The sequence below is a fragment of the Nocardioides jiangxiensis genome (assembly GCF_030580915.1).
In the GTDB taxonomy this organism is placed as follows: Bacteria; Actinomycetota; Actinomycetes; order Propionibacteriales; family Nocardioidaceae; genus Nocardioides; species Nocardioides jiangxiensis.
Window position 1 is genome coordinate 1,696,021 of record NZ_JAUQTA010000001.1, and the last position, 22,058, is coordinate 1,718,078.

17 protein-coding genes are annotated in these 22,058 nt (G+C 71.5%); 6 read left to right on the top strand and 11 right to left on the bottom strand.

Going from position 1 to position 22,058, the window contains the following annotated elements; translation table 11 throughout:
* Nucleotides 1–184 precede the first annotated feature (184 nt).
* From aceF to Q5722_RS08275, 4 genes are all read right to left on the bottom strand, one after another.
* Nucleotides 185–1,489, bottom strand: coding sequence for a dihydrolipoyllysine-residue acetyltransferase (gene aceF, locus Q5722_RS08260; protein WP_305027733.1), 1,305 nt, complete (start codon nucleotides 1,487–1,489; stop codon nucleotides 185–187).
* An 11-nt stretch (nucleotides 1,490–1,500) separates the two neighbouring features.
* Nucleotides 1,501–4,158, bottom strand: a complete 2,658-nt coding sequence (aceE, locus tag Q5722_RS08265) for a pyruvate dehydrogenase (acetyl-transferring), homodimeric type (RefSeq protein ID WP_305027734.1) — start codon at nucleotides 4,156–4,158, stop codon at nucleotides 1,501–1,503.
* Between the two features lie 105 nt (nucleotides 4,159–4,263).
* Entirely contained in the window at nucleotides 4,264–5,160 is an 897-nt protein-coding gene (locus tag Q5722_RS08270) for a LysR family transcriptional regulator (protein ID WP_305027735.1), read from the bottom strand.
* A 24-nt stretch (nucleotides 5,161–5,184) separates the two neighbouring features.
* Complete coding sequence (locus Q5722_RS08275) at nucleotides 5,185–5,847, bottom strand: lipoyl protein ligase domain-containing protein (RefSeq protein ID WP_305027736.1); 663 nt, start codon at nucleotides 5,845–5,847, stop codon at nucleotides 5,185–5,187.
* 80 nt (nucleotides 5,848–5,927) lie between these two features.
* On the opposite strand from Q5722_RS08275, the gene Q5722_RS08280 reads away from it, so the two are divergent.
* Complete coding sequence (locus tag Q5722_RS08280) at nucleotides 5,928–6,860, top strand: aldo/keto reductase (RefSeq protein WP_305027737.1); 933 nt, start codon at nucleotides 5,928–5,930, stop codon at nucleotides 6,858–6,860.
* A gap of 18 nt (nucleotides 6,861–6,878) precedes the next feature.
* Here Q5722_RS08280 and Q5722_RS08285 read toward each other — a convergent pair whose 3' ends face one another.
* From Q5722_RS08285 to zwf, 3 genes are read right to left on the bottom strand one after another with little or no spacing between them, the layout of a single operon-like run.
* Nucleotides 6,879–8,078, bottom strand: a complete 1,200-nt coding sequence (locus Q5722_RS08285; RefSeq protein ID WP_305027738.1) for an MFS transporter — start codon at nucleotides 8,076–8,078, stop codon at nucleotides 6,879–6,881.
* A 19-nt stretch (nucleotides 8,079–8,097) separates the two neighbouring features.
* Nucleotides 8,098–9,090, bottom strand: coding sequence for a class II fructose-bisphosphatase (gene glpX / locus Q5722_RS08290; protein WP_305027739.1), 993 nt, complete (start codon nucleotides 9,088–9,090; stop codon nucleotides 8,098–8,100).
* Between the two features lie 38 nt (nucleotides 9,091–9,128).
* On the bottom strand, nucleotides 9,129–10,607 hold the full coding sequence (gene zwf / locus Q5722_RS08295; RefSeq protein WP_305027740.1) for a glucose-6-phosphate dehydrogenase: 1,479 nt from the start codon (nucleotides 10,605–10,607) through the stop codon (nucleotides 9,129–9,131).
* Nucleotides 10,608–10,773: 166 nt separating this feature from the next.
* Between zwf and pgm the strand changes: the two genes are divergently transcribed.
* Nucleotides 10,774–12,411 (top strand): phosphoglucomutase (alpha-D-glucose-1,6-bisphosphate-dependent), encoded by a 1,638-nt coding sequence (gene pgm, locus Q5722_RS08300; RefSeq protein WP_305027741.1) that lies wholly within the window; start codon nucleotides 10,774–10,776, stop codon nucleotides 12,409–12,411.
* 22 nt (nucleotides 12,412–12,433) lie between these two features.
* Here the strand turns inward: pgm and Q5722_RS08305 are convergent, their stop codons facing one another.
* The 4 genes from Q5722_RS08305 to Q5722_RS08320 form a co-directional block, all read right to left on the bottom strand.
* On the bottom strand, nucleotides 12,434–13,399 hold the full coding sequence (locus Q5722_RS08305) for an ROK family protein (RefSeq protein WP_305027742.1): 966 nt from the start codon (nucleotides 13,397–13,399) through the stop codon (nucleotides 12,434–12,436).
* The gene (eda, locus tag Q5722_RS08310; protein ID WP_305027743.1) at nucleotides 13,396–14,022 is read right to left on the bottom strand and encodes a bifunctional 4-hydroxy-2-oxoglutarate aldolase/2-dehydro-3-deoxy-phosphogluconate aldolase; all 627 of its coding nucleotides are present in this window, start codon (nucleotides 14,020–14,022) and stop codon (nucleotides 13,396–13,398) included. The genes Q5722_RS08305 and eda overlap by 4 nt, the downstream gene beginning before the upstream one ends.
* Nucleotides 14,019–15,923, bottom strand: a complete 1,905-nt coding sequence (gene edd / locus Q5722_RS08315) for a phosphogluconate dehydratase (protein ID WP_305027744.1) — start codon at nucleotides 15,921–15,923, stop codon at nucleotides 14,019–14,021. Before edd ends, eda begins: the two co-directional genes overlap by 4 nt.
* A gap of 87 nt (nucleotides 15,924–16,010) precedes the next feature.
* On the bottom strand, nucleotides 16,011–17,027 hold the full coding sequence (locus tag Q5722_RS08320; RefSeq protein WP_305027745.1) for a LacI family DNA-binding transcriptional regulator: 1,017 nt from the start codon (nucleotides 17,025–17,027) through the stop codon (nucleotides 16,011–16,013).
* Between the two features lie 157 nt (nucleotides 17,028–17,184).
* Between Q5722_RS08320 and Q5722_RS08325 the strand changes: the two genes are divergently transcribed.
* Genes Q5722_RS08325 through Q5722_RS08340 form a run of 4 tightly spaced genes read left to right on the top strand, consistent with a single transcriptional unit; the run spans nucleotide 17,185 to nucleotide 22,054 of the window.
* Nucleotides 17,185–18,882, top strand: a complete 1,698-nt coding sequence (locus Q5722_RS08325) for a glycoside hydrolase family 13 protein (protein WP_305027746.1) — start codon at nucleotides 17,185–17,187, stop codon at nucleotides 18,880–18,882.
* A gap of 26 nt (nucleotides 18,883–18,908) precedes the next feature.
* On the top strand, nucleotides 18,909–20,186 hold the full coding sequence (locus Q5722_RS08330; RefSeq protein WP_305027747.1) for an ABC transporter substrate-binding protein: 1,278 nt from the start codon (nucleotides 18,909–18,911) through the stop codon (nucleotides 20,184–20,186).
* Nucleotides 20,187–20,210: 24 nt separating this feature from the next.
* Entirely contained in the window at nucleotides 20,211–21,221 is a 1,011-nt protein-coding gene (locus Q5722_RS08335) for a carbohydrate ABC transporter permease (protein ID WP_305027748.1), read from the top strand.
* Entirely contained in the window at nucleotides 21,218–22,054 is an 837-nt protein-coding gene (locus Q5722_RS08340; protein WP_305027749.1) for a carbohydrate ABC transporter permease, read from the top strand. The genes Q5722_RS08335 and Q5722_RS08340 overlap by 4 nt, the downstream gene beginning before the upstream one ends.
* The last annotated feature ends 4 nt before the right edge of the window (nucleotides 22,055–22,058 follow it).

Sequence of the window (22,058 nt, forward strand, 5' to 3'; positions counted from 1 at the left end):
GGCGCGATCGATGTCGTGCACGACCGGCCCGTTCGTCGGACCCACGCGAGCAGTGTAGGACCGCGCGGAGGAGCCCAACTGACGAACGCAGCTTCCCGCTGGCCGGGAGGAAGGTGCGTCCTGCGGAAAGGCGACGACCGCACCCTCCTCCCTGGTGGGAAGAAGGTGCGGTCGTCGCGAACCGTCAGAGGACCAGGCGGCGGACGTCGCTGACGAGCGTGCCCAGGTGCGCGGTGAACCGCGCTGCGAGCGCGCCGTCGATGACCCGGTGGTCGTAGGAGAGCGACAGCGGGAGCATGAGCCGCGGCTCGAACTCCGTGCCGTTCCAGACCGGTGCCATCTTCGAGCGGACGACGCCCAGGATCGCGACCTCGGGAGCGTTGACGATCGGGGTGAACGACGTGCCGCCGATGCCACCCAGGCTGGAGATCGTGAACGTGCCACCCTGCATGTCGGTCGCCGCGAGCTTCCCCTCGCGAGCCCGCGACGACAGGTCGGCCAGGTCGTGCGAGAGCTCGGTGATGCCCTTGCGGTCGACGTCCTTCACGACCGGGACGACGAGGCCCTCGGGGGTGTCCACGGCGACGCCGATGTTGATGTAGTCCTTGTAGACCAGGTCGTCGCCGGCGAGCGAGCTGTTGAGCTCGGGGTACTTCCGCAGCGCCGACGCGGAGGCCTTGAGCAGGAACGCCAGCAGCGTGACGCGGTAGCCCTCGGTCTTCGCGACCGCGTCGAGCTCCTTGCGGTAGGCGTCGAGGTCGGTGATGTCGGCCTCGTCGTTGTGGGTCACGTGCGGGACGTTGAGCCACGACCGGTGCAGGAACGGCCCGGAGATCTTCTTGATCCGGGGGAGCGGCACGGTGCGGATCGGACCGAACTTCGCGAAGTCCACCGGCGGGATCGGCGGGATGCCCGAGCCGCCGGACGACGCCGCAGCCGCGGGGGCCGCGCCGCCGGCGTAGTGCGCGAGCAGGTCCTGCTTCGTGACCCGGCCGCTGACACCGGTGCCCTTGACGGCGGAGAGCTCCACCTCGAGCTCGCGGGCCAGGCGGCGTACCAGCGGGGTGGCGCGGAGGCCGTCGGAGTCGCCGGAGGAGACCGGCGCGGACGGCGTGGACGGGGCGGTGGGGGCCGGTGTCGCGGTCTCGGCGGGCTCGACCGCCGACGGTGCGGGAGCGGCGGCCTGCGGGGCCTCGGTGGGCGAGGCAGCCGGCGCGGCCGGGGCCTCCTCCTTCGCGGCGGGCGCCTCGGCAGGGGCGTCGCCGCCCTCGATGACGGCGATGACCGAGCCCTGGCTGACGGTGTCGCCGACCTTGACGGTCAGCGAGGTGATGGTGCCGGCAGAGGGCGCCGGGATGTCCATCGTCGCCTTGTCGGTCTCCAGCGTGATGAGCGGGGCCTCCACCTCGACGGTGTCGCCCACGCTCACGAGGACGTCGATGACGGGTACGTCGGTGTACTCGCCGATGTCGGGAACCTTGATCTCCATGTCGTCGCTCCTCAGGCGAGAGCCGGCGCGGGCCGGTCGGGGTCGATGCCGTACTTGGTGATCGCCTCGGCGACGACCGAGCGCTCGACCGCGCCCTCGTCCGCCAGGCGCTGGAGGGCCGAGACCGCCACGAAGTGACGGTCTACCTCGAAGTGTCGTCGCAGGTTGACGCGGAAGTCGGAGCGACCGAAGCCGTCGGTGCCGAGTGCCGTGAACGAGCCGGGCACGAAGGCGCGGATCTGGTCGGCGTACGACTTCATGTAGTCGGTGGCCGCGATGACCGGCCCCTTGCGGCCGGCGAGCGCCTGCGCGACGTAGGGCACCTTCGGCTCCTCGAGGGGGTGGAGGGTGTTCCAGCGCTCGGTCTCGAGCCCGTCGCGACGCAGCTCGGTGAAGCTCGGGACGCTCCAGATGTCGGCCTCGATGCCCCAGTCGTCGCGGAGCAGGTCGGCGCCGGCGATGACCTCGCGCAGGATGGTGCCGGAGCCCATCAGCTGCACCTGGGCCGCCTTCTTGCCGCGCTTGGCCGGGGCCTCGCGCAGCGGGTACATGCCGCGGAGGATGCCCTCCTCGACGCCCTCCGGCATGGCCGGGTGCTCGTAGTTCTCGTTCATGAGCGTCAGGTAGTAGAAGACGTCCTCCTGGTCGGCGTACATCCGCTTGAGGCCGTCGGCGATGATCACCGCGAGCTCGTAGCCGTACGTCGGGTCGTAGGAGACGCAGTTGGGGATGAGCGCCGACTGCAGGTGGCTGTGGCCGTCCTCGTGCTGGAGGCCCTCGCCGTTGAGCGTGGTCCGGCCGGCGGTGCCGCCGAGCAGGAAGCCGCGTGCCCGCATGTCGCCGGCAGCCCAGGCGAGGTCGCCGATGCGCTGGAAGCCGAACATCGAGTAGTAGATGTAGAAGGGGATCATCGGCGCGTCGTTGGAGGAGTACGACGTGGCCGCCGCGATCCACGACGAGATCGCGCCCGCCTCGTTGATGCCCTCCTCGAGGATCTGACCGGCCTGGTGCTCCTTGTAGAACATCACCTGCTCGGCGTCCTGCGGCGTGTAGAGCTGGCCCTCCTGGCTGAAGATGCCGATCTGCCGGAAGAGGCCCTCCATGCCGAAGGTGCGCGCCTCGTCGGGAACGATCGGCACGATCCGCTTCCCGATCTCCTTGTCGCGCAGGAGCGTGGTGAGGATCTGGACGAAGGCCATCGTCGTGGAGACCTCGCGGTCGCCGGTGCCGGCCAGCTGCTTGGCGAACGCCGAGGCGGGCGGCACCTGCAGCGCGGACGACGTACGCCGACGGGCCGGGAGGTAGCCACCGAGGGCCTCGCGCTGCTTGTGCAGGTAGGTGTGCTCCGGCGACCCCTCCGGGAAGGTGACGTAGGGGTAGTCGAGGAGGTTCTCGTCGGCGACCGGGATCTGGAACCGGTCGCGGAAGACCTTCAGTGCCGGCTCGGCGACCTTCTTGGCCTGGTGGGCGATGTTCTGCGCCTCACCGGCCTTGCCGAGGCCGTAGCCCTTGACCGTCTTGGCCAGGATCACGGTGGGGCTGCCGACGTGGGAGGTGGCGGCGGCGTAGGCGGCGTACACCTTCTGCGGGTCGTGGCCGCCGCGGGTGAGGCGCCAGATCTCGTCGTCGGTCATGTCCTTGACCATGGCGCGCAGCTCCTCGGAGACCCCGAAGAAGTGCTCGCGGACGTAGGCGCCGTCCTTGGCCTTGAAGTTCTGGTACTCGCCGTCGACGCACTGCATCATGCGGCGCTTGAGGGCACCGGTGTGGTCCTTGGCCAGGAGGCGGTCCCAGCCGGAGCCCCAGATGACCTTGAGGACGTTCCAGCCGGCGCCGCGGAAGACGCCCTCCAGCTCCTGGATGATCTTGCCGTTTCCGCGGACGGGGCCGTCGAGGCGCTGCAGGTTGCAGTTGATGACGAAGACGAGGTTGTCGAGCTTCTCGCGCGACGCCATCGCGATCGCGCCGAGCGACTCGGGCTCGTCGCACTCGCCGTCGCCGAGGAAGGCCCAGACCTTGCGGTCGGCGGTGTCGGCGAGGCCGCGCGCGTGGAGGTACTTGAGGAAGCGGGCCTGGTAGATCGCCATGAGCGGGCCGAGGCCCATCGAGACGGTCGGGAACTGCCAGAAGTCCGGCATCAGCCACGGGTGCGGGTACGACGACAGGCCGTCGCCGCCGGTCTCCTGGCGGAAGTTGTCGAGCTGCTCGGCGGTCAGCCGGCCCTCGAGGAAGGCGCGGGAGTAGATGCCCGGCGCGAGGTGGCCCTGGATGTAGAGCAGGTCGCCGCCGTGCTCGTCGGCGGCACCGTGCCAGAAGTGCTGGAAGCCGATCTCGTAGAGCGTCGCGGCGGACTGGAAGCTGGCCAGGTGGCCACCGAGCTCGGTGGACTCCTTGTTGGCGCGGAGCACCATCATCATCGCGTTCCAGCGGATCGCGGAGCGGATCTTCAGCTCGAGGTCGAGGTCGCCGGGGTGCTGGGCTTCCTCGTCGGTGTGGATCGTGTTGACGTACGGCGTGGTCGCGGGGAACGGGACACGGGCACCGAGGCGGTTGGCTTCCTCGACGAGCTGCTCGAGGAGGAACTGGGTGCGCGTCTCACCCTCGAACTCGACGACGGCGGCGAGAGCGTCGCGCCATTCCTGAGTCTCGGCGGGATCGATGTCGGACATGGGTGGCCCTTCGATGATGTGTGAGCGGTGTCACCCATCCTTCCGGGCCGGATGTCATGCGTCCAATGACATCTGGGCCTTGGATCCATGCCTCCAGTGCATGGGTCAGTCCCCGAGCCGTGCGGCGATCTTCTTCGCCTGCTCGAGCGTGTGGTCGCGGAAGTGCTCCGACGGCGCGGCCAGCTTGCGGCCCTCGAGCCAGGCCAGGCAGATCTCGCGGCTGGCGGCGAGGTTGCTGACCCGCAGGTGGGGCGAGGCAGGTACGCCGACGTGCGGCTCGGGGATGAGCGCGACGCCGAGGCCGGCGGAGACGAGGCCGCGGAGGGTCTCGACCTCCTCGCCCTCGAAGCCGATCCGCGGGGTGAAGCCGGCCTTCGCGCAGAGCTCCTCGGTGATCGCCCGGAGGCTGAAGCCCGGTCGCAGCGCGATGAAGGTGTCGTCGGCGACCTCCTCGAGGCGGATCACCCGGCGGCGGGCCAGCCGGTGGTCCGGCGGCACGACGACGCGCAGCGGCTCGAGGAGCAGCCGGCGGCTGTGGATCTGCGGGTGGTCGGGGCGGTCGGCGGTGATGGCGAGGTCGACGGCGCCGTCGAGCAGGTCGCTGACCAGGCCCTCGTCGCCGTGCTGGCGCAGGTCGAAGCGGACGTTGGGGCGCTCGACGCGGAAGCCGCGGATCAGCTCCGGAACGAGCCAGGTGCCGAGGGTGTGCAGGAACGCGACCGGGACCAGGCCGCCGTCGGGGCGCGCCATGTCGTCGACGGCGCGCACGCCGCGGTCGAAGGCGTCCACGATGTCGCGGGCATGGCCGACCAGCTCGCGACCCGCAGGGGTCAGCGTCAGGCCGCGTCCGACCCGCTGGAAGAGCTGGGTGCCGACCTCGCGCTCGAGCCGGGACAGCGCCCGCGACATCGCCGGCTGCGTGCGGTGGGACCGCTCCGCGACCTCCGTGACGGTGCGGCCGTCAGCGACGGCGATGAATGCGCGGATCGTGTCGATCTCCATGGACCCATGCTCTCAACGCATGGGTCATCCGCCAAGCAGCTCCTGGAGGATCGCCTCGCGCACTGCGTCGAGCCGGCCGCCCACCCCGACGGCGACGTCGGCCAGCTCGGCGGCGGCACGGTGCTGGTCGTCGGGGTCGAGGTCGACGAGGTCGAGGACGTCCCACGGGTCCCAGTGGTCATAGACGATGCACTGGAACCGCGCGCCCGCACGGGTCCGTCGCTGCGAGATGCCGACCGCCTTGCGGCCCTCGACGAGGACCTCGCCCGGCCCGAGCGCGGCGAAGCAGACCAGCCGGCCCCACGTCGTCTTCTCCAGTCCGCCCTCGTACAGCGACGCGTCGAAGTCCGCGGCCCGGAGCGCGCGCATCCACGCCTCGCCCAGCCAGTACGCCGACGCCCGGACGTCCTCGCTCCAGCGGGCGTCGGAACGGGGGAGCACGACGTCGAGCCAGAGGCAGCGGAGCGGGTCGACGTAGACGGCACCCCCTCCGCTGCGCCGGCGCACGACGCTGACGCCGGCTGCAGCGGCCGCAGCCGTGCGCGCAGTCGACTCGTCCTGCGAGCTGCCGAGCACGAGCGAGCGCTGTGCGGGCCGGAAGAGCCAGACCTCCGCCTCGGTCAGGTCGTCGGGGATCTGGCGGTCGTGGAAGTCGGCCACGGAGCCCGTGACCTCGATGATGCGCACGCGACGATTCTGCCCGGGAGGTCGTGGCCCGGGTCACAGGCCGCCAGCGTCGTGGACGACCGCACGACTAGGGTGAACGCATGAGCAGCGGTCTGATCTACGGCTGCATGGGGCTGGGCCGCTGGGACGGCGAGGCGCTCGACGCCGCCGACCGGGCCCGGGCGGAGGCGGCGGTCGAGGCGGCACTCGCCGCGGGCATCACGCGGTTCGACCACGCCGACATCTACGGGCACGGCACCGCCGAGGCGGTCTTCGGCGCCGTCCTCGCCCAGGCACCCGGGCTGCGCGACCGGATCCAGATCCAGAGCAAGTGCGGCATCCGGCTGGGCACGGCCGACAGCCCCCAGATGTACGACCTGCGGGCGCACACGGTCCGGGCCCGGGTGCACGAGAGCCTCGAGCGCCTGGGCACCGGCCACCTCGACCTCCTCCTGCTGCACCGGCCCGACCCGCTCACGCCCCCCGAGGAGATCGGTGCAGTCCTGACTGCGCTCCACGACGAGGGCGTGGTCCACGCCGTCGGCGTCTCCAACATGAGCGCCGTCCAGATCACCGCGCTGCAGCGCCACACCGGGCCGCGTCTGGTCGCCAACCAGCTGGAGATGGGCCTGCACCGCCGGGCCTGGCTCGAGGGAGCCGTCCTGGTCAACACGCCGGCATCGGCCGAGGTCGGCTTTCCGCACGGCACCGTCGAGCACTGTCGTGCCGAGGGCATCGAGCTGCAGGCCTGGGGCGCCCTGGCCAACGGACGCTTCACGGGCCTCCCGCAGGATCCGGGCGACGAGGCCGTCGCGGACCTCCTGCGCCGGCTCGCGGAGGACCAAGGCACGACCCCGGAGACGGTGCTGCTCTGGTGGCTGCAGCAGCACCCGGCCGGCGTCGTACCGGTGATCGGCACGACCAGTCCGGAGCGCATCGCGTCCTGCAGCGGTGCCGTCGACGGATCCGCGCGGCTGTCGCACGAGGAGTGGTACGGGCTGTGGGTGACCGCCCGCGGTGGCCAGCTCCCCTGAGGGCCGGCCTCCAGCGCGTCAGGCCGTCCGGGCGTCCCGGCCCGCGGCGAGCGGCCGCGTCGCGCCGACCAGCAGAGTGCTCGGGGCCAGCAGTGCGGCCACCGCCAGCAGGGCCTGCTGCGGCCCCACGTGCTCGGCGAGCAGGCCCAGCAGCGGCGGGCCGGCGAGGAAGGCGCTGTAGGCGATCGTCGACGCGACGCTGACCCGTGCCGCCGCCCGCGCCGGGTCGTCCGCCGCCGCGCTCAGGCCGACCGGGAACCCGAGCGCGGCCCCGACGCCCCAGAGCACGACCCCGGCCACCGCGGCGGCGGGATGGCTGCCGGCTCCGACCACGGCGACTCCCATGGCGGCGAGCACCGTCGTGCACGTCAGCACGGCCACGCGCCCGAAGCGGTCGAGGAGCACGGTGCCGAGCACCCGGGTGACGGTCATGCAGGCCACGAAGAGGCCGAAGCCGGCGACGCCGAGCCAGTGCGGTGCGGCGTACCCGTCGATGAGGCCGAGGGCGAGCCAGTCGTTGGCGCTGCCCTCCGAGATCCCACAGGCGAAGATCATCAGGCCGATCAGCAGGGTGCGGGGTTCCCGCCAGGCAGCCAGCGTGGAGGCGGTCGAGGCGGTCTCCGCCGCCTCGACCGCGCGGGGCAGGAAGCGGTCGACGGTGAGCAGGACGAGGACCAGTCCGACGAGAGCCGTGAGCCCGAGGTGCCACGCCACCGGTACGCCGAGGGCGGTCGCGGCCGCTCCGGCCCCGGCTCCGGCGACGGTCCCCAGGCTGAACCCGGCGTGGAAGCGGGGCATGATCGCGCGGGCCAGCCGGTGCTCGACAGCGGCCGCCTCGACGTTCATGGCGACGTCCCAGCTGCCGCTGCCCAGCCCGTAGGCCATCAGGCCGACCACGGTGAGGGGGACGCTGGCGAGGACGTCCACCGCGCAGGCGGCAGTGGTCAGGCCCACCAGACCGATGGTCACGCCGCACCGCAGGACCGCCGCCGCACCCCACCGGGTGATCAGCGCTCCGCTGCTGGGCAGCGTCAGCACGGAGCCGACCGCGATCGAGAGCAGCAGCAGGCCCAGCTCGCCGTTGCCGAGGCCGAGCGCGGAGCGGGTGTCAGGGATGCGCGAGGCCCACGACGCGAAGGCGAAGCCGTTGAGGAAGAACGCCACCATCACCGCTCCGCGAGAGCGGGCGGCGGTCAGGTCGGACGTCGTCGCGGTCACGGCGTCATCGTGGCCGGGTTCAGGGCGCGGGGGAAACGGGGGCGGTCCGGTACTCGGAGGTGATCCGGCGGATGGTCCCCGAGCGGGAGCGCATGACCAGGGAGTCGGTCGCGGCTCCGCCGTGGCGGTAGCGGACCCCCTTCATCAGCTCGCCGTCGGTGATCCCGGTGGCGGCGAAGAAGCAGTCGTCGCCAGCGACGAGGTCGTCGGTGTGGAGCACGGTGTCGGGATCCAGGTCGTGACCGGCGTCGAGGGCGCGCTGACGCTCCTCGTCGTCGGCCGGCCACAGGCGCCCCTGGATCGTGCCGCCCAGGCACTTCATCGCACAGGCCGTGATGATGCCCTCCGGGGTGCCGCCGATGCCGAGCATCAGGTCGACGCCGGTGTCGGGACGCGCGGCCATGATCGCGCCGGCAACGTCGCCGTCGGAGATGAACTTGATGCGCGCACCCGCGGCCCGGATCTCGTCGGCCAGCGCCGCGTGCCGCGGCCGGTCGAGGATCACCACGGTGATGTCCTCGACGGCCATCTGCTTGGCGGCGGCGACGCGGCGTACGTTCTCGGTCGCGGAGAGCCGGATGTCGACGACGCCGGCGGCCTCGGGGCCGGTGACCAGCTTCTCCATGTAGAAGACGGCCGAGGGGTCGAACATCGCGCCGCGCGGGGCGACGGCGAGGACCGCGACGGCGTTGTTCATGCCCTTGGCGGTCAGCGTGGTGCCGTCGACGGGGTCCACCGCGACGTCGCAGGCGGGGCCGTGGCCGGTGCCGACGTGTTCGCCGTTGAAGAGCATCGGGGCGTCGTCCTTCTCGCCCTCGCCGATGATGACGGTGCCGTCCATGTCGACGCTCGCGAGCATCGCGCGCATCGCGTTGACGGCGAGGCCGTCGGCGCCGTTCTTGTCGCCGCGGCCCACCCAGCGACCTGCGGCGATGGCGGCCGCCTCGGTCACCCGGACCAGCTCGAGGGCGAGGTTGCGATCGGGTGCGGCGTGGGCGGGAGTGAGCGGCATGGCGGGGTCCTCGGGATGGTGGGTGGTGCGCGGCAGGGTCAGCGGTCGCGTTCGTGCCAGCTGCGGCCGTCGCGCTCGATGAGCGTCGCGGCCGCGACCGGTCCCGGGGTGCCGGCCGGGTACGGGCGGACCCGGCTGCCCACGGCCTCCCACGCCTCGAGGATCGGCTCGGCCCACGCCCATGCGGTCTCGACCTCGTCGCGGCGCATGAAGAGCGTCGGGTTGCCGCGCACGACGTCCATCAGCAGCCGCTCGTAGGCCTCGGGGGCACGCCGCTGGAACGCGGAGGCGTAGTCGAGGTGCAGCGACACCGGGCGCAGCCGGATGCCGCCCGGGCCGGGCTCCTTCGCGGTCAGCTGGAGCTTCATGCCCTCGTCCGGCTGCAGGCCGATGACCAGGCGGTTGGCTGCGGCGGTGCCTTCCGCGTGGGGGAACATCGGGTGCGGCACTGCCTTGAACTGGATGACGATCTCGGAGTAGCGCTCGGGCATGCGCTTGCCGGTCCGCAGGTAGAAGGGGACGCCGGCCCACCGCCAGTTCTGCACCTCGACACGGAGCGCGGCGAAGGTCTCGGTGCCGCTGCCCGGGCAGCTGCTGTCCTCGGCGTACGACGGCACGGCTGCGCCGTCGACCAGGCCGGCGGTGTACTGCCCGGCGACGGTCACCTGCGGGACGTCGGCGGGCCCGATCGGCTTGAGCGCCCGCAGCACCTTGAGCTTCTCGTCGCGCACCGTCTCGCGGTCGACGGTCGTCGGGGGCTCCATCGCGACCAGGCAGAGCAGCTGGAGCAGGTGGTTCTGCACCATGTCGCGCAGGGCGCCCGAGCCGTCGTAGTAGCCGCCTCGCGTGCCCACGCCGAGGGACTCCGCGACGGTGATCTGCACGTGGTCGATGGCACCGCTGTTCCAGATCGGCTCGAAGATCGAGTTGGCGAACCGGGTGACCAGCAGGTTCTGGACCGACTCCTTGCCGAGGTAGTGGTCGATGCGGAAGATCTGCGACTCCTCGAAGACGGCGCCCACGGCGTCGTTGATCTCACGGGCGGATGCGAGGTCGCGGCCGATCGGCTTCTCGAGCACGACGCGTGAGTGCTCGTTGATGAGGCCGTGGCGGTCGAGCGCGGCGGCGATGGTGCCGAAGAGGGAGGGCGCACACGCCAGGTAGTAGACGCGGACCCGGTCGGGGTCGACGCCCTCGCGCGCGATCCGCTCGACGAGCGGCTGCCACTCGTCGTCGCAGCCGACGTCGAGGCTGACGTGCTGCAGGCCGTCGACGAACGCGGCGAGCGCGGCGTCGGAGACGGCGTGGCCCAGGAAGGCGGGGAGGTCCCCGGCCACCTTCGCGCGGTAGCCCGCGTCGTCGAGCCCGGCCCGCGAGCACGCGATGACCGCCGTGCCCGGGGCGAGGTGCCCGTCCTGGAACTGGTGGTACAGCGCCGGGAGGAGCTTGCGGAGCGCGAGGTCGCCGGTGCCGCCGAAGACGACGATGTCGCAGGGGGCCGGGGTCTGGCTGCCCATGGAGGTTCTCCAGTGAGGAAGGTGGCAGTGGTCACGCCGACACTAGGACACCTTTTGTGCAGTTACAAGCCCACTTACGTCTTGATCTGGCCAAAACTGGATGGCTACCGTTTGCCCACGGGCGTCGTGCCCGCGGTGCCCCTCCGCAGAAAGCGAAGCAACCTCCATGGACAGAGCAGGGCTCCCTGCCGAGAACGCCGACCTCGTCGACGTCCCGCGCCTCGTCACGGACTACTTCAGCGTGGTCCCCGACCCGGCCGACCCCGACCAGCGCGTCGTCTTCGGCACCAGCGGTCACCGGGGGTCGTCGTCCAAGGCGTCCTTCAACGAGTGGCACATCGCCGCCACCACCCAGGCGATCTGCGAGTACCGGGCGTCCCGTGGCTACGACGGCCCCCTCTTCCTCGGTCGTGACACGCACGCGCTCTCGGACCCCGCCTGGGTGACCGCGCTCGAGGTCCTCGTCGCCAACGACGTCACCGTCCTGGTCGACGCGCGCGACGGGTACACGCCCACGCCGGCGCTCTCGCACGCCATCCTCCGTGCCAACGCGGGCCGGACCTCGGGCCCCGGCCTGGCCGACGGCATCGTCGTCACGCCGTCGCACAACCCGCCGGCTGACGGCGGGTTCAAGTACAACCCGCCCCACGGCGGCCCGGCCGACACCGACGCGACGTCGGTGATCGCCGCCCGCGCCAACGAGCTGATGGAGGCCGGCCTCTCCGGCGTACGCCGTGTGCCCTGTGCCGCCGCGAGGGCGCGCGCCGGCAGCTACGACTTCCTCGCGGCGTACGTCGACGACCTGCCGTCGGTGCTCGACCTCGATGCCGTCCGGTCCGCTGGGGTCCGCATCGGTGCCGACCCGCTGGGCGGCGCGAGCGTGGACTACTGGGCCGCGATCGCGGAGCGCCACCGCCTCGACCTCACGGTGGTCAACCCCGTGGTCGACCCGACGTGGCGGTTCATGACCCTCGACTGGGACGGCAAGATCCGCATGGACTGCTCCTCCCCGCACGCGATGGCGAGCCTGGTCCAGCAGCGGGCCGCCTACGACATCGCGACCGGCAACGACGCCGACGCAGACCGGCACGGCATCGTCACCCCGGACGCCGGCCTGATGAACCCCAACCACTACCTCGCGGTGGCGATCGGCTACCTCTTCGGCGGTGCGCGTCCGCACTGGCCGGATACTGCGCGGATCGGCAAGACCCTCGTCTCGTCGTCGATGATCGACCGCGTGGCGGCCGATGTCGGTGCTCCGCTCGTCGAGGTGCCGGTCGGCTTCAAGTGGTTCGTGCCGGGGCTCGTCGACGGTTCGTTCGGCTTCGGCGGCGAGGAGTCCGCCGGCGCGTCGTTCCTGCGCACGGACGGCACCACCTGGACCACGGACAAGGACGGCATCCTGCTCGCGCTGCTGGGCAGCGAGATCCTCGCGGTCACCGGCCGGACCCCCAGCCAGCTGTACGCGGACCTGACCGCACGACACGGCACTCCGGCGTACGCGCGGATCGACGCCCCTGCCGACCGCACGCAGAAGGCCCGTCTGGCAGCGCTCGCCCCCACCGATGTCGCGGCCACCGAGCTCGCGGGTGAGCCGATCACCGCCAAGCTGACCGCTGCGCCGGGCAACGGCGCCGCGATCGGCGGGCTCAAGGTGACCACCGAGTCCGCCTGGTTCGCGGCGCGCCCGTCGGGCACCGAGGACGTCTACAAGATCTACGCGGAGTCGTTCCGCGGGCCCGAGCACCTGGCGCAGGTCCAGGCCGAGGCGCGCGAGGTCGTGGGCGCCGCGCTCCAGGGCTGACCCGGAGCGCGGGCCGGACGCCTCAGGAGATCAGGGCGCCGACCTCGCGCGCCGCGAGGTCGGCCGCGCCGACCATCCCGGCGTCGTTGCCCAGCGAGGCGGCGACCACCGGGGGCACGGGGGCAGGGCCGCGGGGGCTGACCAGGTCGGCGTAGGCCTCGCACAGGGGGTCGAGCACGAGGACGCCGGCATCGCCGAGACCGCCACCGACGACGATCACCGACGGGTCGAGGACGGCGACCAGGCTCGCGATGCCGGCACCCAGCCAGGCTCCCGCCTCGGCGAGCACGCGACGCGACAGGGGGTCGCCGGCCAGAGCCGCCTCGGTCACCATCGACCCGTCGAGCCTGCCGGCGTCGCCTCCGGCCCGTGCCGCGAGCGCCTCCGAGCCGGGAGCGCCGGCGGCGACGAGGGCGCGGGCACTCCTGGTCATCGCCGAGCCGGAGCCGTAGCTCTCCCAGCAGCCGCGCTTGCCGCAGCCACACGGGAGTCCGTCGGGCACGACCCGCAGGTGGCCGACCTCCAGTGCCGTGCCGGCGCCACCTCGGTGGAGCTGCCCGCCGAGGACCGCGCCACCGCCGATCCCGGTCCCGGCGGTGATCATGAGGACGTCGTCGTAGCCGGTCGCCGCGCCGAAGCGGTACTCCGCCCAGGTGGCGGCGTTGGCGTCGTTCTCGAGCGTGGTGGGGAGGCCGGTGCCCTCGCGGACGAGGGCAGCCAGCGGCCGCGACGGGAGCGCCAGGTTGGGCGCGGTCAGGATGTCGTCGCGCGTCCGGTTGACGAAGCCCGGCACGCCGAGGCCGACCGCGACCACCGGGTGGCGCCCGGCCAGGTCACGCACCACGTCGGTCACGGCCTGCGCCATCGCGTCGCCGTCGTGGGCGGGCGTCGGCTGGCGCAGCCGGTCGATGATCGTGCCGGTGCTGGTGTCGATGACCCCGGCGGCGACCTTGGTGCCCCCGATGTCGACGCCGATCGCGAGGGTCACTGCTGAGCTCCGAGGAGGGAGGCCGCGCGGGCGAGGTCCTCGATCGCGTCCCAGTCGGCGGCTGCGAGCGCGGCGGCGGGCGTGAGCCACGAGCCGCCGACGCACCCGACGTTCGGCAGCGCGAGGTAGTCGGGAGCGGACGCCGGGGTGATGCCACCGGTCGGGCAGAAGCGCACCTGGGGGAGCGGCCCCCCGATCGACTTCAGGTACGCCGCTCCGCCGGCCGCCTCGGCCGGGAAGAACTTGAGCTCGGTCAGGCCGCGCTCGTAGGCCGCCAGCACCTCGCTGACCGTGGCGACGCCCGGGAGGAACGGCACGCCCGTCTCGTTCATCGCGTCGAGGAGCGGCGGGGTGCTGCCGGGCGAGACGAGGAAGCCGGCGCCGGCCTCGACCGCGAGCGCGGCCTGCTTGGGCTCGACGATGGTGCCGGCGCCGATCAGCACCTCGGGCACCTCCTCGGCGATCGCCCGGACGGCGTCGAGGGCGACCGGCGTCCGCAGGGTCAGCTCCACGACCGGCAGGCCGCCACGGGCGAGGGCCCGGGCCAGCGGGACGGCGTGCGCGAGGTCCTCGACCACGACGACGGGGACGACCGGCACGCGGTCGAGCAGGGAGGTGGTCATGCGGTCTCCTCGACGAGGCTGGCGGTGCGGGTGGCGTGGGCGGGAAGGACGGGAGCGGGGACGGCGAAGACGCTGGCACCAGTGTCCGCCGTTCCCACATGGTGGCGGAACATGCTGAACAGGTCACGGCCCGTGCCGACCCACTCCGCGTCGGAGAGCGGACGACCGGCAGGCTCGCGGAGGGCCAGCTCGGCGGGGTCGACGTGCCAGGTCACGGTGCCGGTCTCGCCGTCGACGGTGACCAGGTCGCCGTCGCGGACGAGGGCGATCGGCCCGCCGTCGGCGGCCTCGGGGGTCATGTGGATCGCGGCGGCCACCTTGCCCGAGGCACCGGACATGCGGCCGTCGGTGACGATGGCGACGCGGTGCCCCTTGTCCTGCAGGGAGCTGAGGACGGGGGTCAGCTTGTGCAGCTCGGGCATGCCGTTGGCGCGCGGCCCCTGGTACCGGACAACCGCGACGACGTCGTCGTGGAGCTGGCCGGACTGGAAGGCCTCGAGCAGCTCGGACTGGTCGTCGAAGACCCGGGCCGGCGCAGTGACGACCCGGTGCTCCGGAGCGACGGCGGAGGTCTTGATGACGCTCGTACCGAGGTTGCCGCGCAGGATGCGCAGGCCGCCGTCGGCCGCGAACGGCGCATCGGCCGGGCGGAGCACGTCGGTGTCGAGACTCGTGGTCGGGCCGTCGACCCACTCCAGCTCGCCGTCGCGCAGGCGCGGCTCCTGGGTGTAGCGGCGCAGGCCCGGGCCGGCGACGGTGAGCACGTCCTCGAAGAGCAGGCCGTGGTCGAGCAGCGTGCGGATCGTGAACGCCAGGCCGCCGGCGGCCTGGAAGTGGTTCACGTCGGCCGAGCCGTTGGGGTAGATCCGGGTCAGCAGCGGTACGACCGCCGAGAGGTCGGAGAGGTCGTCCCAGGTCAGCGTGATGCCGGCCGCGGCCGCGATCGCCACCAGGTGCATCGTGTGGTTGGTGGAGCCGCCCGTCGCGAGCAGCGCGATGCAGGCGTTGAGGACGGCCTTCTCGTCGACGACCTCGCCGATCGGCGTGAACTCCTCACCGGCCCAGGTGATCGCTGCGGCACGCTCGGCGGCGGCGTCGGTGAGGGCGGCGCGCAGCGGCGTGCCGGGGTTGACGAAGCTCGCGCCCGGCAGGTGCAGGCCGAGCACCTCCATGAGCAGCTGGTTGGAGTTGGCGGTGCCGTAGAAGGTGCACGTACCGGCCGAGTGGTACGACGCCGCCTCGGCCTCGAGCAGCTCCTCGCGGCCGACCTTGCCCTCGGCGAAGAGCTGGCGGACCCGCGACTTCTCGCCGTTGGGGATGCCCGAGGTCATCGGGCCTGCCGGCACGAAGACGGTGGGCAGCTGGCCGAAGGAGAGCGAGCCGATCAGCAGGCCCGGGACGATCTTGTCGCAGACGCCGAGCATGAGCGCGCCGTCGAACATGTCGTGCGAGAGCGCGATCGCCGCCGACATGGCGATCACGTCGCGGCTGAAGAGGGAGAGCTGCATGCCGTCGCGGCCCTGGGTGATGCCGTCGCACATGGCGGGGACGCCGCCGGCGAACTGGGCGATCGCGCCCGCCCGGGCGGCTGCGGCCTTGAGCTGGGCGGGGTAGGTCTCGAAGGGCTGGTGGGCCGAGAGCATGTCGTTGTACGCCGACACGATGGCGAGGTTGGGCTTGCGGCTCTTGCGCAGCGCCGTCTTGTCGTCGGGGAGGGCGGCGGCGAAGCCGTGGGCGAGGTTCGCGCACGCGAGCTGCCCGCGCGCCGGACCGATGATCGCCGCCGCCCGGATCCGCTCCAGATAGGTACGCCGCCCCTCGCTGCTGCGTGCGGTCAGGCGCGCGAGCACCTGCTGCAGGACGGGATGGGTCGGCGGTGCGGTCGGGTCGGGGCCGGTCATGAAGCGCTCCTTCGAGGTCAGGACATCGACGGTAGCCCTACATTTGTCCTCTGGCAACCTACTTCGGGCACTTCAAGTACAAAAGTGTCACGGTGTGCGCGGAGGACCGGTCGACGTCCGGATGACGAGCTCGTGCGGCTCGACGTGGTCCTCGACCGCCGTGTGCGACAGGCGGCGCAGGATCATGTCGGCGGCCCGCTCGCCCTGGCCGGCGACGTCCTGGCGCACGGTGGTCAGGCCCATGACCTCGGCCAGCGGGTGGTCGTCGATGCCGACGATCGACACGTCGCCTGGGACGGACAGGCCGGCGGCCCGTGCTCCCTGGAGGGCGCCGAACGCGATCTCGTCGGAGAAGCAGAGGATGGCCGTCGGCGGCTCGTCGAGCGCGAGCAGCCGCTGGGTGCCGGCTGCGCCCGCCGTGGGCGCGAAGGGGACGGAGATGACGTAGTCGTCGCGCAGCGGCAGGCCGGCAGCCTCGAGGCCCTGGTGGAAGCCCTCGAGCCGGAGGGTGTCGGGGGCCCAGTGCTCGTCGCCGTAGATCGTCGCGCGGATCATCGCGATCCGTCGGTGGCCGAGGCCCACCAGGTGCTCGACCGCCGTCATCGCGATGGCCCTGTCGTCGACCTCGACGTGGGCGAAGTCCCGGATGCGGCCACCCGCGACGACCACCTCGACGCCGAGGAGGTCGAGGCGGTCGACCTCCTCCTGGGGAAGCGGAAGCGCGATGAGCACGACGCCGTCGACCTTGCGTCGCGTGGGGAGGTCCTGGAAGAAGCGGCGCCGGACCTCGGTGTCGCTGACCTGGTAGAGCAGGACGTCGAGGTCGGCAGCCCGCAGTCGACGCTCGATCGCCGCGAGCATCTCGCCGTAGAACCACTTCTCCGTGGCGGGTACGACGACCCCGACGCGACCGGTCTGGCCGCTCGAGAGGCGTGACGCCTCCGGCGAGATGACGTAGGCGAGCTCGTCGGCGATCGCCAGGATCCGCGCGCGGGTGGCCTCGCCGACGCCGGGCAGCCCGCGCATGGCACGCGACACCGTTGCCACCGAGACCCCGGCCCGACGCGCGACGTCGGCCATGTTGATCTCGGAACGCTCCACCACGCGCCTCAATCTAGACGCCTCCTGCCGCGAGTTTGGGCGTTGCTGCTTCCGGTTACTGCTGGGTGGGTCCTTGACAGCCCAGTGTGGCTCCCGTCACGATCTAACGCAAACGTTTACGTGACCGTGATCACGGTCTTTCCGAGGAAGGGCGATCCCCTTGCTGCAGTCCACGACCACCGCCCCTGTGACCCTCACGGGGCCTGACGACGTGGCCCCCGAGCACGGCCCGTGGTGGGCCGACGCCGTCGTCTACCAGGTGTACATCCGCTCGTTCGCCGACGGGGATGGTGACGGCATCGGCGACATCGCCGGCCTGCGGAGCAAGATCCCGTACCTCGCCGAGCTCGGCGTCGACGCGATCTGGATCAACCCCTGGTACCCCTCGCCCCAGGCGGATGCGGGCTACGACGTCGCCGACTATCGCGACATCGAGCCGGCCTACGGCACGCTCGTCGAGGCGGACCTGCTGATCGCCGAGGCGCATGCTGCCGGGCTGCGGGTGATCCTCGACATCGTCCCCAACCACACCTCCGACCAGCACGCCTGGTTCCGTGCGGCGCTGGCCGGTGACGAGGCGGCGCGGGCGCGCTACATCTTCCGCCCCGGGCGCGGGGAGGCCGGCGAGCTCCCGCCCAACAACTGGGAGAGCATCTTCGGCGGTCCCGCCTGGCGGCGTACGACGGATGCGGATGGCGCGCCGGGCGACTGGTACCTCCACTTCTTCGCCCCCGAGCAGCCCGACCTGAACTGGGAGAACCCCGAGGTCCGTGCCGAGTTCGAGGACATCCTGCGCTTCTGGTTCGACCGTGGCGTCGACGGCTTCCGCATCGACGTGGCGCACGCGCTGGTGAAGGAGGAGGGCCTGCCCGACGCCGGCGACCACGACCCGTCCGCCCCGCACGCCTATGAGCACCCGGGCTTCGACCGCGAGGGCGTCCACGACATCTACCGCGACTGGCGCCGCATCGCCGACTCCTACGACCCGCCGCGCGTCTTCGTCGCCGAGGCCTGGGTGCAGAGCAACGAGCGGCTGGCCCGCTACCTCCGCCCCGACGAGCTGCACACCGCCTTCCAGTTCGACTTCCTGCGTGCCCCGTTCGACGCGGGCTACATGAAGGAGGTCGTCGACGACGCGCGCGCCGCGTCCGCCCTGGCCGGCGGGACGAGCACGTGGGTGCTCTCCAACCACGACGTCGTCCGCCACGTCACGCGCTACGCCCGCAGCCAGCCGGACTCCATGGTGGAGTCCTCGTGGGACCGCCTCCGCTGGGCCGACGAGAAGGCCGACCTGGACCTCGGCGTACGCCGGGCACGGGCGGCCGCACTCTTCATCCTGGGCCTGCCCGGCACGGTCTACGTCTACCAGGGAGAGGAGCTCGGCCTCCCCGAGGTCGAGGACGTCCCGGCCGAGGCGCGCCAGGACCCGACCTTCCGGCAGTCCGACAACGGCGACGTCGGCCGCGACGGCTGCCGCATCCCGATCCCCTGGGGCGGCGACGGGGCCGCCGCCGGCTTCAGTCCTGCCGGCACGACCGCGACCCCGTGGCTCCCGCAGCCGGAGGGCTGGTCCGCCTACAGCGCCACCGACCAGGAGGCCGACCCGGCCTCCGTGCTCCACCTGTACCGCCGCGCACTCCGCTTGCGGCGGGCCCACCTGGCCGGAGTCACCGGCTTCGCGTGGGTGCACACGTCCGACGACGTCGCCGCGTTCCGGCACGGCGACGTCGAGGTCTGGCTCAACACCGGCTCCATCCCGGTCACGCTGCCCGCCGGCGAGGTCCTCCTCGCCTCCTCGCCCGGAGCCGCCGACGGCTCCCTGGCTCCCGACAGCGCCGCCTGGCTCCGTCGTTCCTGATCGACCCGCACACAAAGGAAGTCCCCATGCGTCACGCCCGCATTGCAGCCTCCATCGCTGCGCTCAGCACCATCGCGCTTCCCCTCTCCGCCTGTGGCGGCGGCAACGGATCCACGTCCAACGACGCGTTCGCCGCACACCTGAAGGACCGCGGTCCGATCACGTACGTGCAGGGCAAGGTCAACGACAACGCGACCCACGCGATCATCGACCAGTGGAACAAGCTCCACCCGGACGAGAAGGTCACCCTCAAGGAGCAGACCGACGAGGCCGACCAGCAGCACGACGACCTGGTCCGCAACTTCGATGCCAAGAACCCCGAGTACGACGTCGTGTCGGTGGACCTGGTCTGGACCTCGGAGTTCGCGGCGAAGGGCTACCTCCAGCCCCTCAAGGGCGACATGGCCATCGACACCGACGGCCTGCTCGACTCCGCCGTCGAGGGTGCGCAGTACAACGGCGTGCAGTACGCCGCTCCGCAGACCAGTGACGGCGGCATGCTCTACTACCGCTCCGACCTGGTGAAGACGCCGCCGAAGACCTGGAAGGAGCTCTTCGACGACTGCGCCATCGCCAGGAAGGCGCACATCGACTGCTACGCCGGCCAGTTCAACAAGTACGAGGGCCTCACCGTCAACGCCTCCGAGGCGATCAACGGAGCCGGTGGCGCGATCATGGCCGAGGACGGCAAGACCCCCACGGTCGACAGCCCCGAGGCGGCCAAGGGCCTCCAGGTCCTCGTCGACGGATTCAAGAGCGGCGACATCCCGAAGTCGGCGATCACCTACTCCGAGGAGGAGGGCCGCACCGCGTTCGAGTCCGGCAAGCTGCTCTTCCTGCGCAACTGGCCCTACGTCTACGGCCTGGCCGCCTCCGAGGCCAGCTCCAAGGTGAAGGGCAAGTTCGACGTCGCGCCGCTTCCCGGCCTCGACGGCGTGGGTGCCTCGACCCTGGGCGGCCACAACGCCGCGATCAGCGCCTACTCCGACCACAAGGCGACTGCGATCGACTTCCTGAAGTTCCTGGAGTCGGCGGACATCCAGAAGGAGTACATGGAGAAGGGCTCGCTCGCCCCGATCCGTGCCGAGGTCTACAAGGACCCGGCACTGGTGAAGAAGTACCCCTACCTCCCCACCCTGCTGACCTCGATCGAGAACGCGGTGCCGCGCCCGCGCACCCCGTTCTACCCCGCCGTCACCAAGGCGATCCAGGACAACGCCTACGCCGCGCTCAAGGGCGACAAGACCGCTGCCGAGGCGGTCAAGGACATGGCGGCGGCGATCAAGGCCGCGTCCGGCCAGTGACCTGCTGAGACCCGGAGAACTCCCATGAGCAGCAACGCATCCGGGTCCCCGGCGAGCGCCCCGGCCCGACGACGCCTGCCGCGTCGTCGGGCCCGGGGGAGCTCCCTGGACCCGCACGAGACCAGGCGCGCCCTGCTCCTGGTCGCCCCGGCGGTCGCGGTGCTGGCGCTGGTGATCGGGTACCCGGTCGTCCGCGCCGTCTGGATGTCGTTCCAGGCCGACCAGCACCTCGATGCCAACGGCACCTTCGTCCAGGGCGGGTTCGCCGGCCTCGACAACTACAAGCACTGGCTCCTCCAGCGCTGCGGCGACGTGGCCTGCCCGCCGGGCAGCACGGGGTCGTCGTTCTGGGAGGTCGTCGGCATCACCCTCTTCTTCACCGTGGTCACGGTGTCGATCGAGCTGGTCCTCGGCTTCTGGTTCGCCGTCATCATGAACGGCAAGTTCCGCGGCCGTGGCCTGGTGCGCGCCGCGGTCCTCATCCCGTGGGCGATCCCCACGGCCGTGACCGCCAAGCTCTGGTACTTCATCTTCAGCTACGACGGCATCGCCAACCACCTCTTCGGCGCGCACGTCGTGTGGTTCGGCGACAAGTGGGCGGCGCGGAGCGCGATCATCGTCTCCGACGTCTGGAAGACGACGCCCTTCATGGCGCTGCTGATCCTGGCCGGCCTCCAGCTGATCTCCGACGACGTCTACGAGGCGGCGAAGGTCGACGGGGCCAGTGCCTGGCAGCGCTTCTGGTCGATCACCGTCCCGCTGGTCAAGCCGGCTGTCGTCGTCGCGCTGCTCTTCCGCACGCTCGACGTGCTCCGGATGTACGACCTGCCCGCGATCATGACCGGCGGTGGTGCAGGTGACGGCAACGACACCACGACGCTCTCGATCCTGGTGATCAACGAGATCCGGAACGGCTTCAACAGTGCAGCAGCGCTGTCGACGCTCACGTTCCTGCTCGTCTTCGGCGTCGCGTTCCTGTTCATCAAGTTCCTCGGGGCCAGCGCCACCGGGGCCGAGCCGAAGGCCAAGCGATGATGACCTCCTCCCGCTGGCGCACCGTGCGCACCTACCTCGGCGTCGCCGTCATCGTCGTCTGGGGACTCGCGCCCTTCTACTGGATGCTGGTCACGGCCTTCCGCGACCTGCAGTTCACCTTCGACGCGACGCCGTGGCCCACGCACGTGACGATGGACAACTTCCGGACGGTCTTCGACACCAGCCGCAACCACTTCGGGCGCTCGCTGCTCAACAGCGTGCTGATCGGTGTGGTCACCACGGCCATCGGCCTGGTGGTCGGCATCTTCACGGCGTACGCGATGGCGCGTCTCCGCTTCCCGGCCAAGAACGCGATCCTCGCGGTGATCCTCGCCGCGTCGATGTTCCCCGGCGTCGCACTGGTGACCCCGCTCTTCCAGCTCTTCCGCAACATCGGCTGGTACGGCAGCTACCAGGCGATGATCATCCCCGACATCTCCTTCGTCCTGCCGCTGACGATCTACACGCTGACGGCGTTCTTCCGGGAGATGCCGTGGGAGCTCGAGGAAGCCGCGCGCATCGACGGCGCGACCAAGCGCCAGGCGTTCACCAAGATCATGCTCCCGCTGGCCGCACCCGGCGTCGTGACCACCGCGATCCTCGCCTTCATCGCGGCATGGAACGAGTTCCTGATCGCGAGCCAGCTGAGCAACGACAGCACCCAGCCGGTCACGGTGGCGATCGCCAGCTTCACGGGCAGCAAGCCGCACGTCGAGCCGTACACCGCCGTGATGGCGGCCGGCACGGTCGTGACCATCCCCCTCATCCTCATGGTCCTCGCCTTCCAGCGGCGGATCGTCGACGGCCTGACGGCCGGCGGCGTCAAGGGCTGACCCG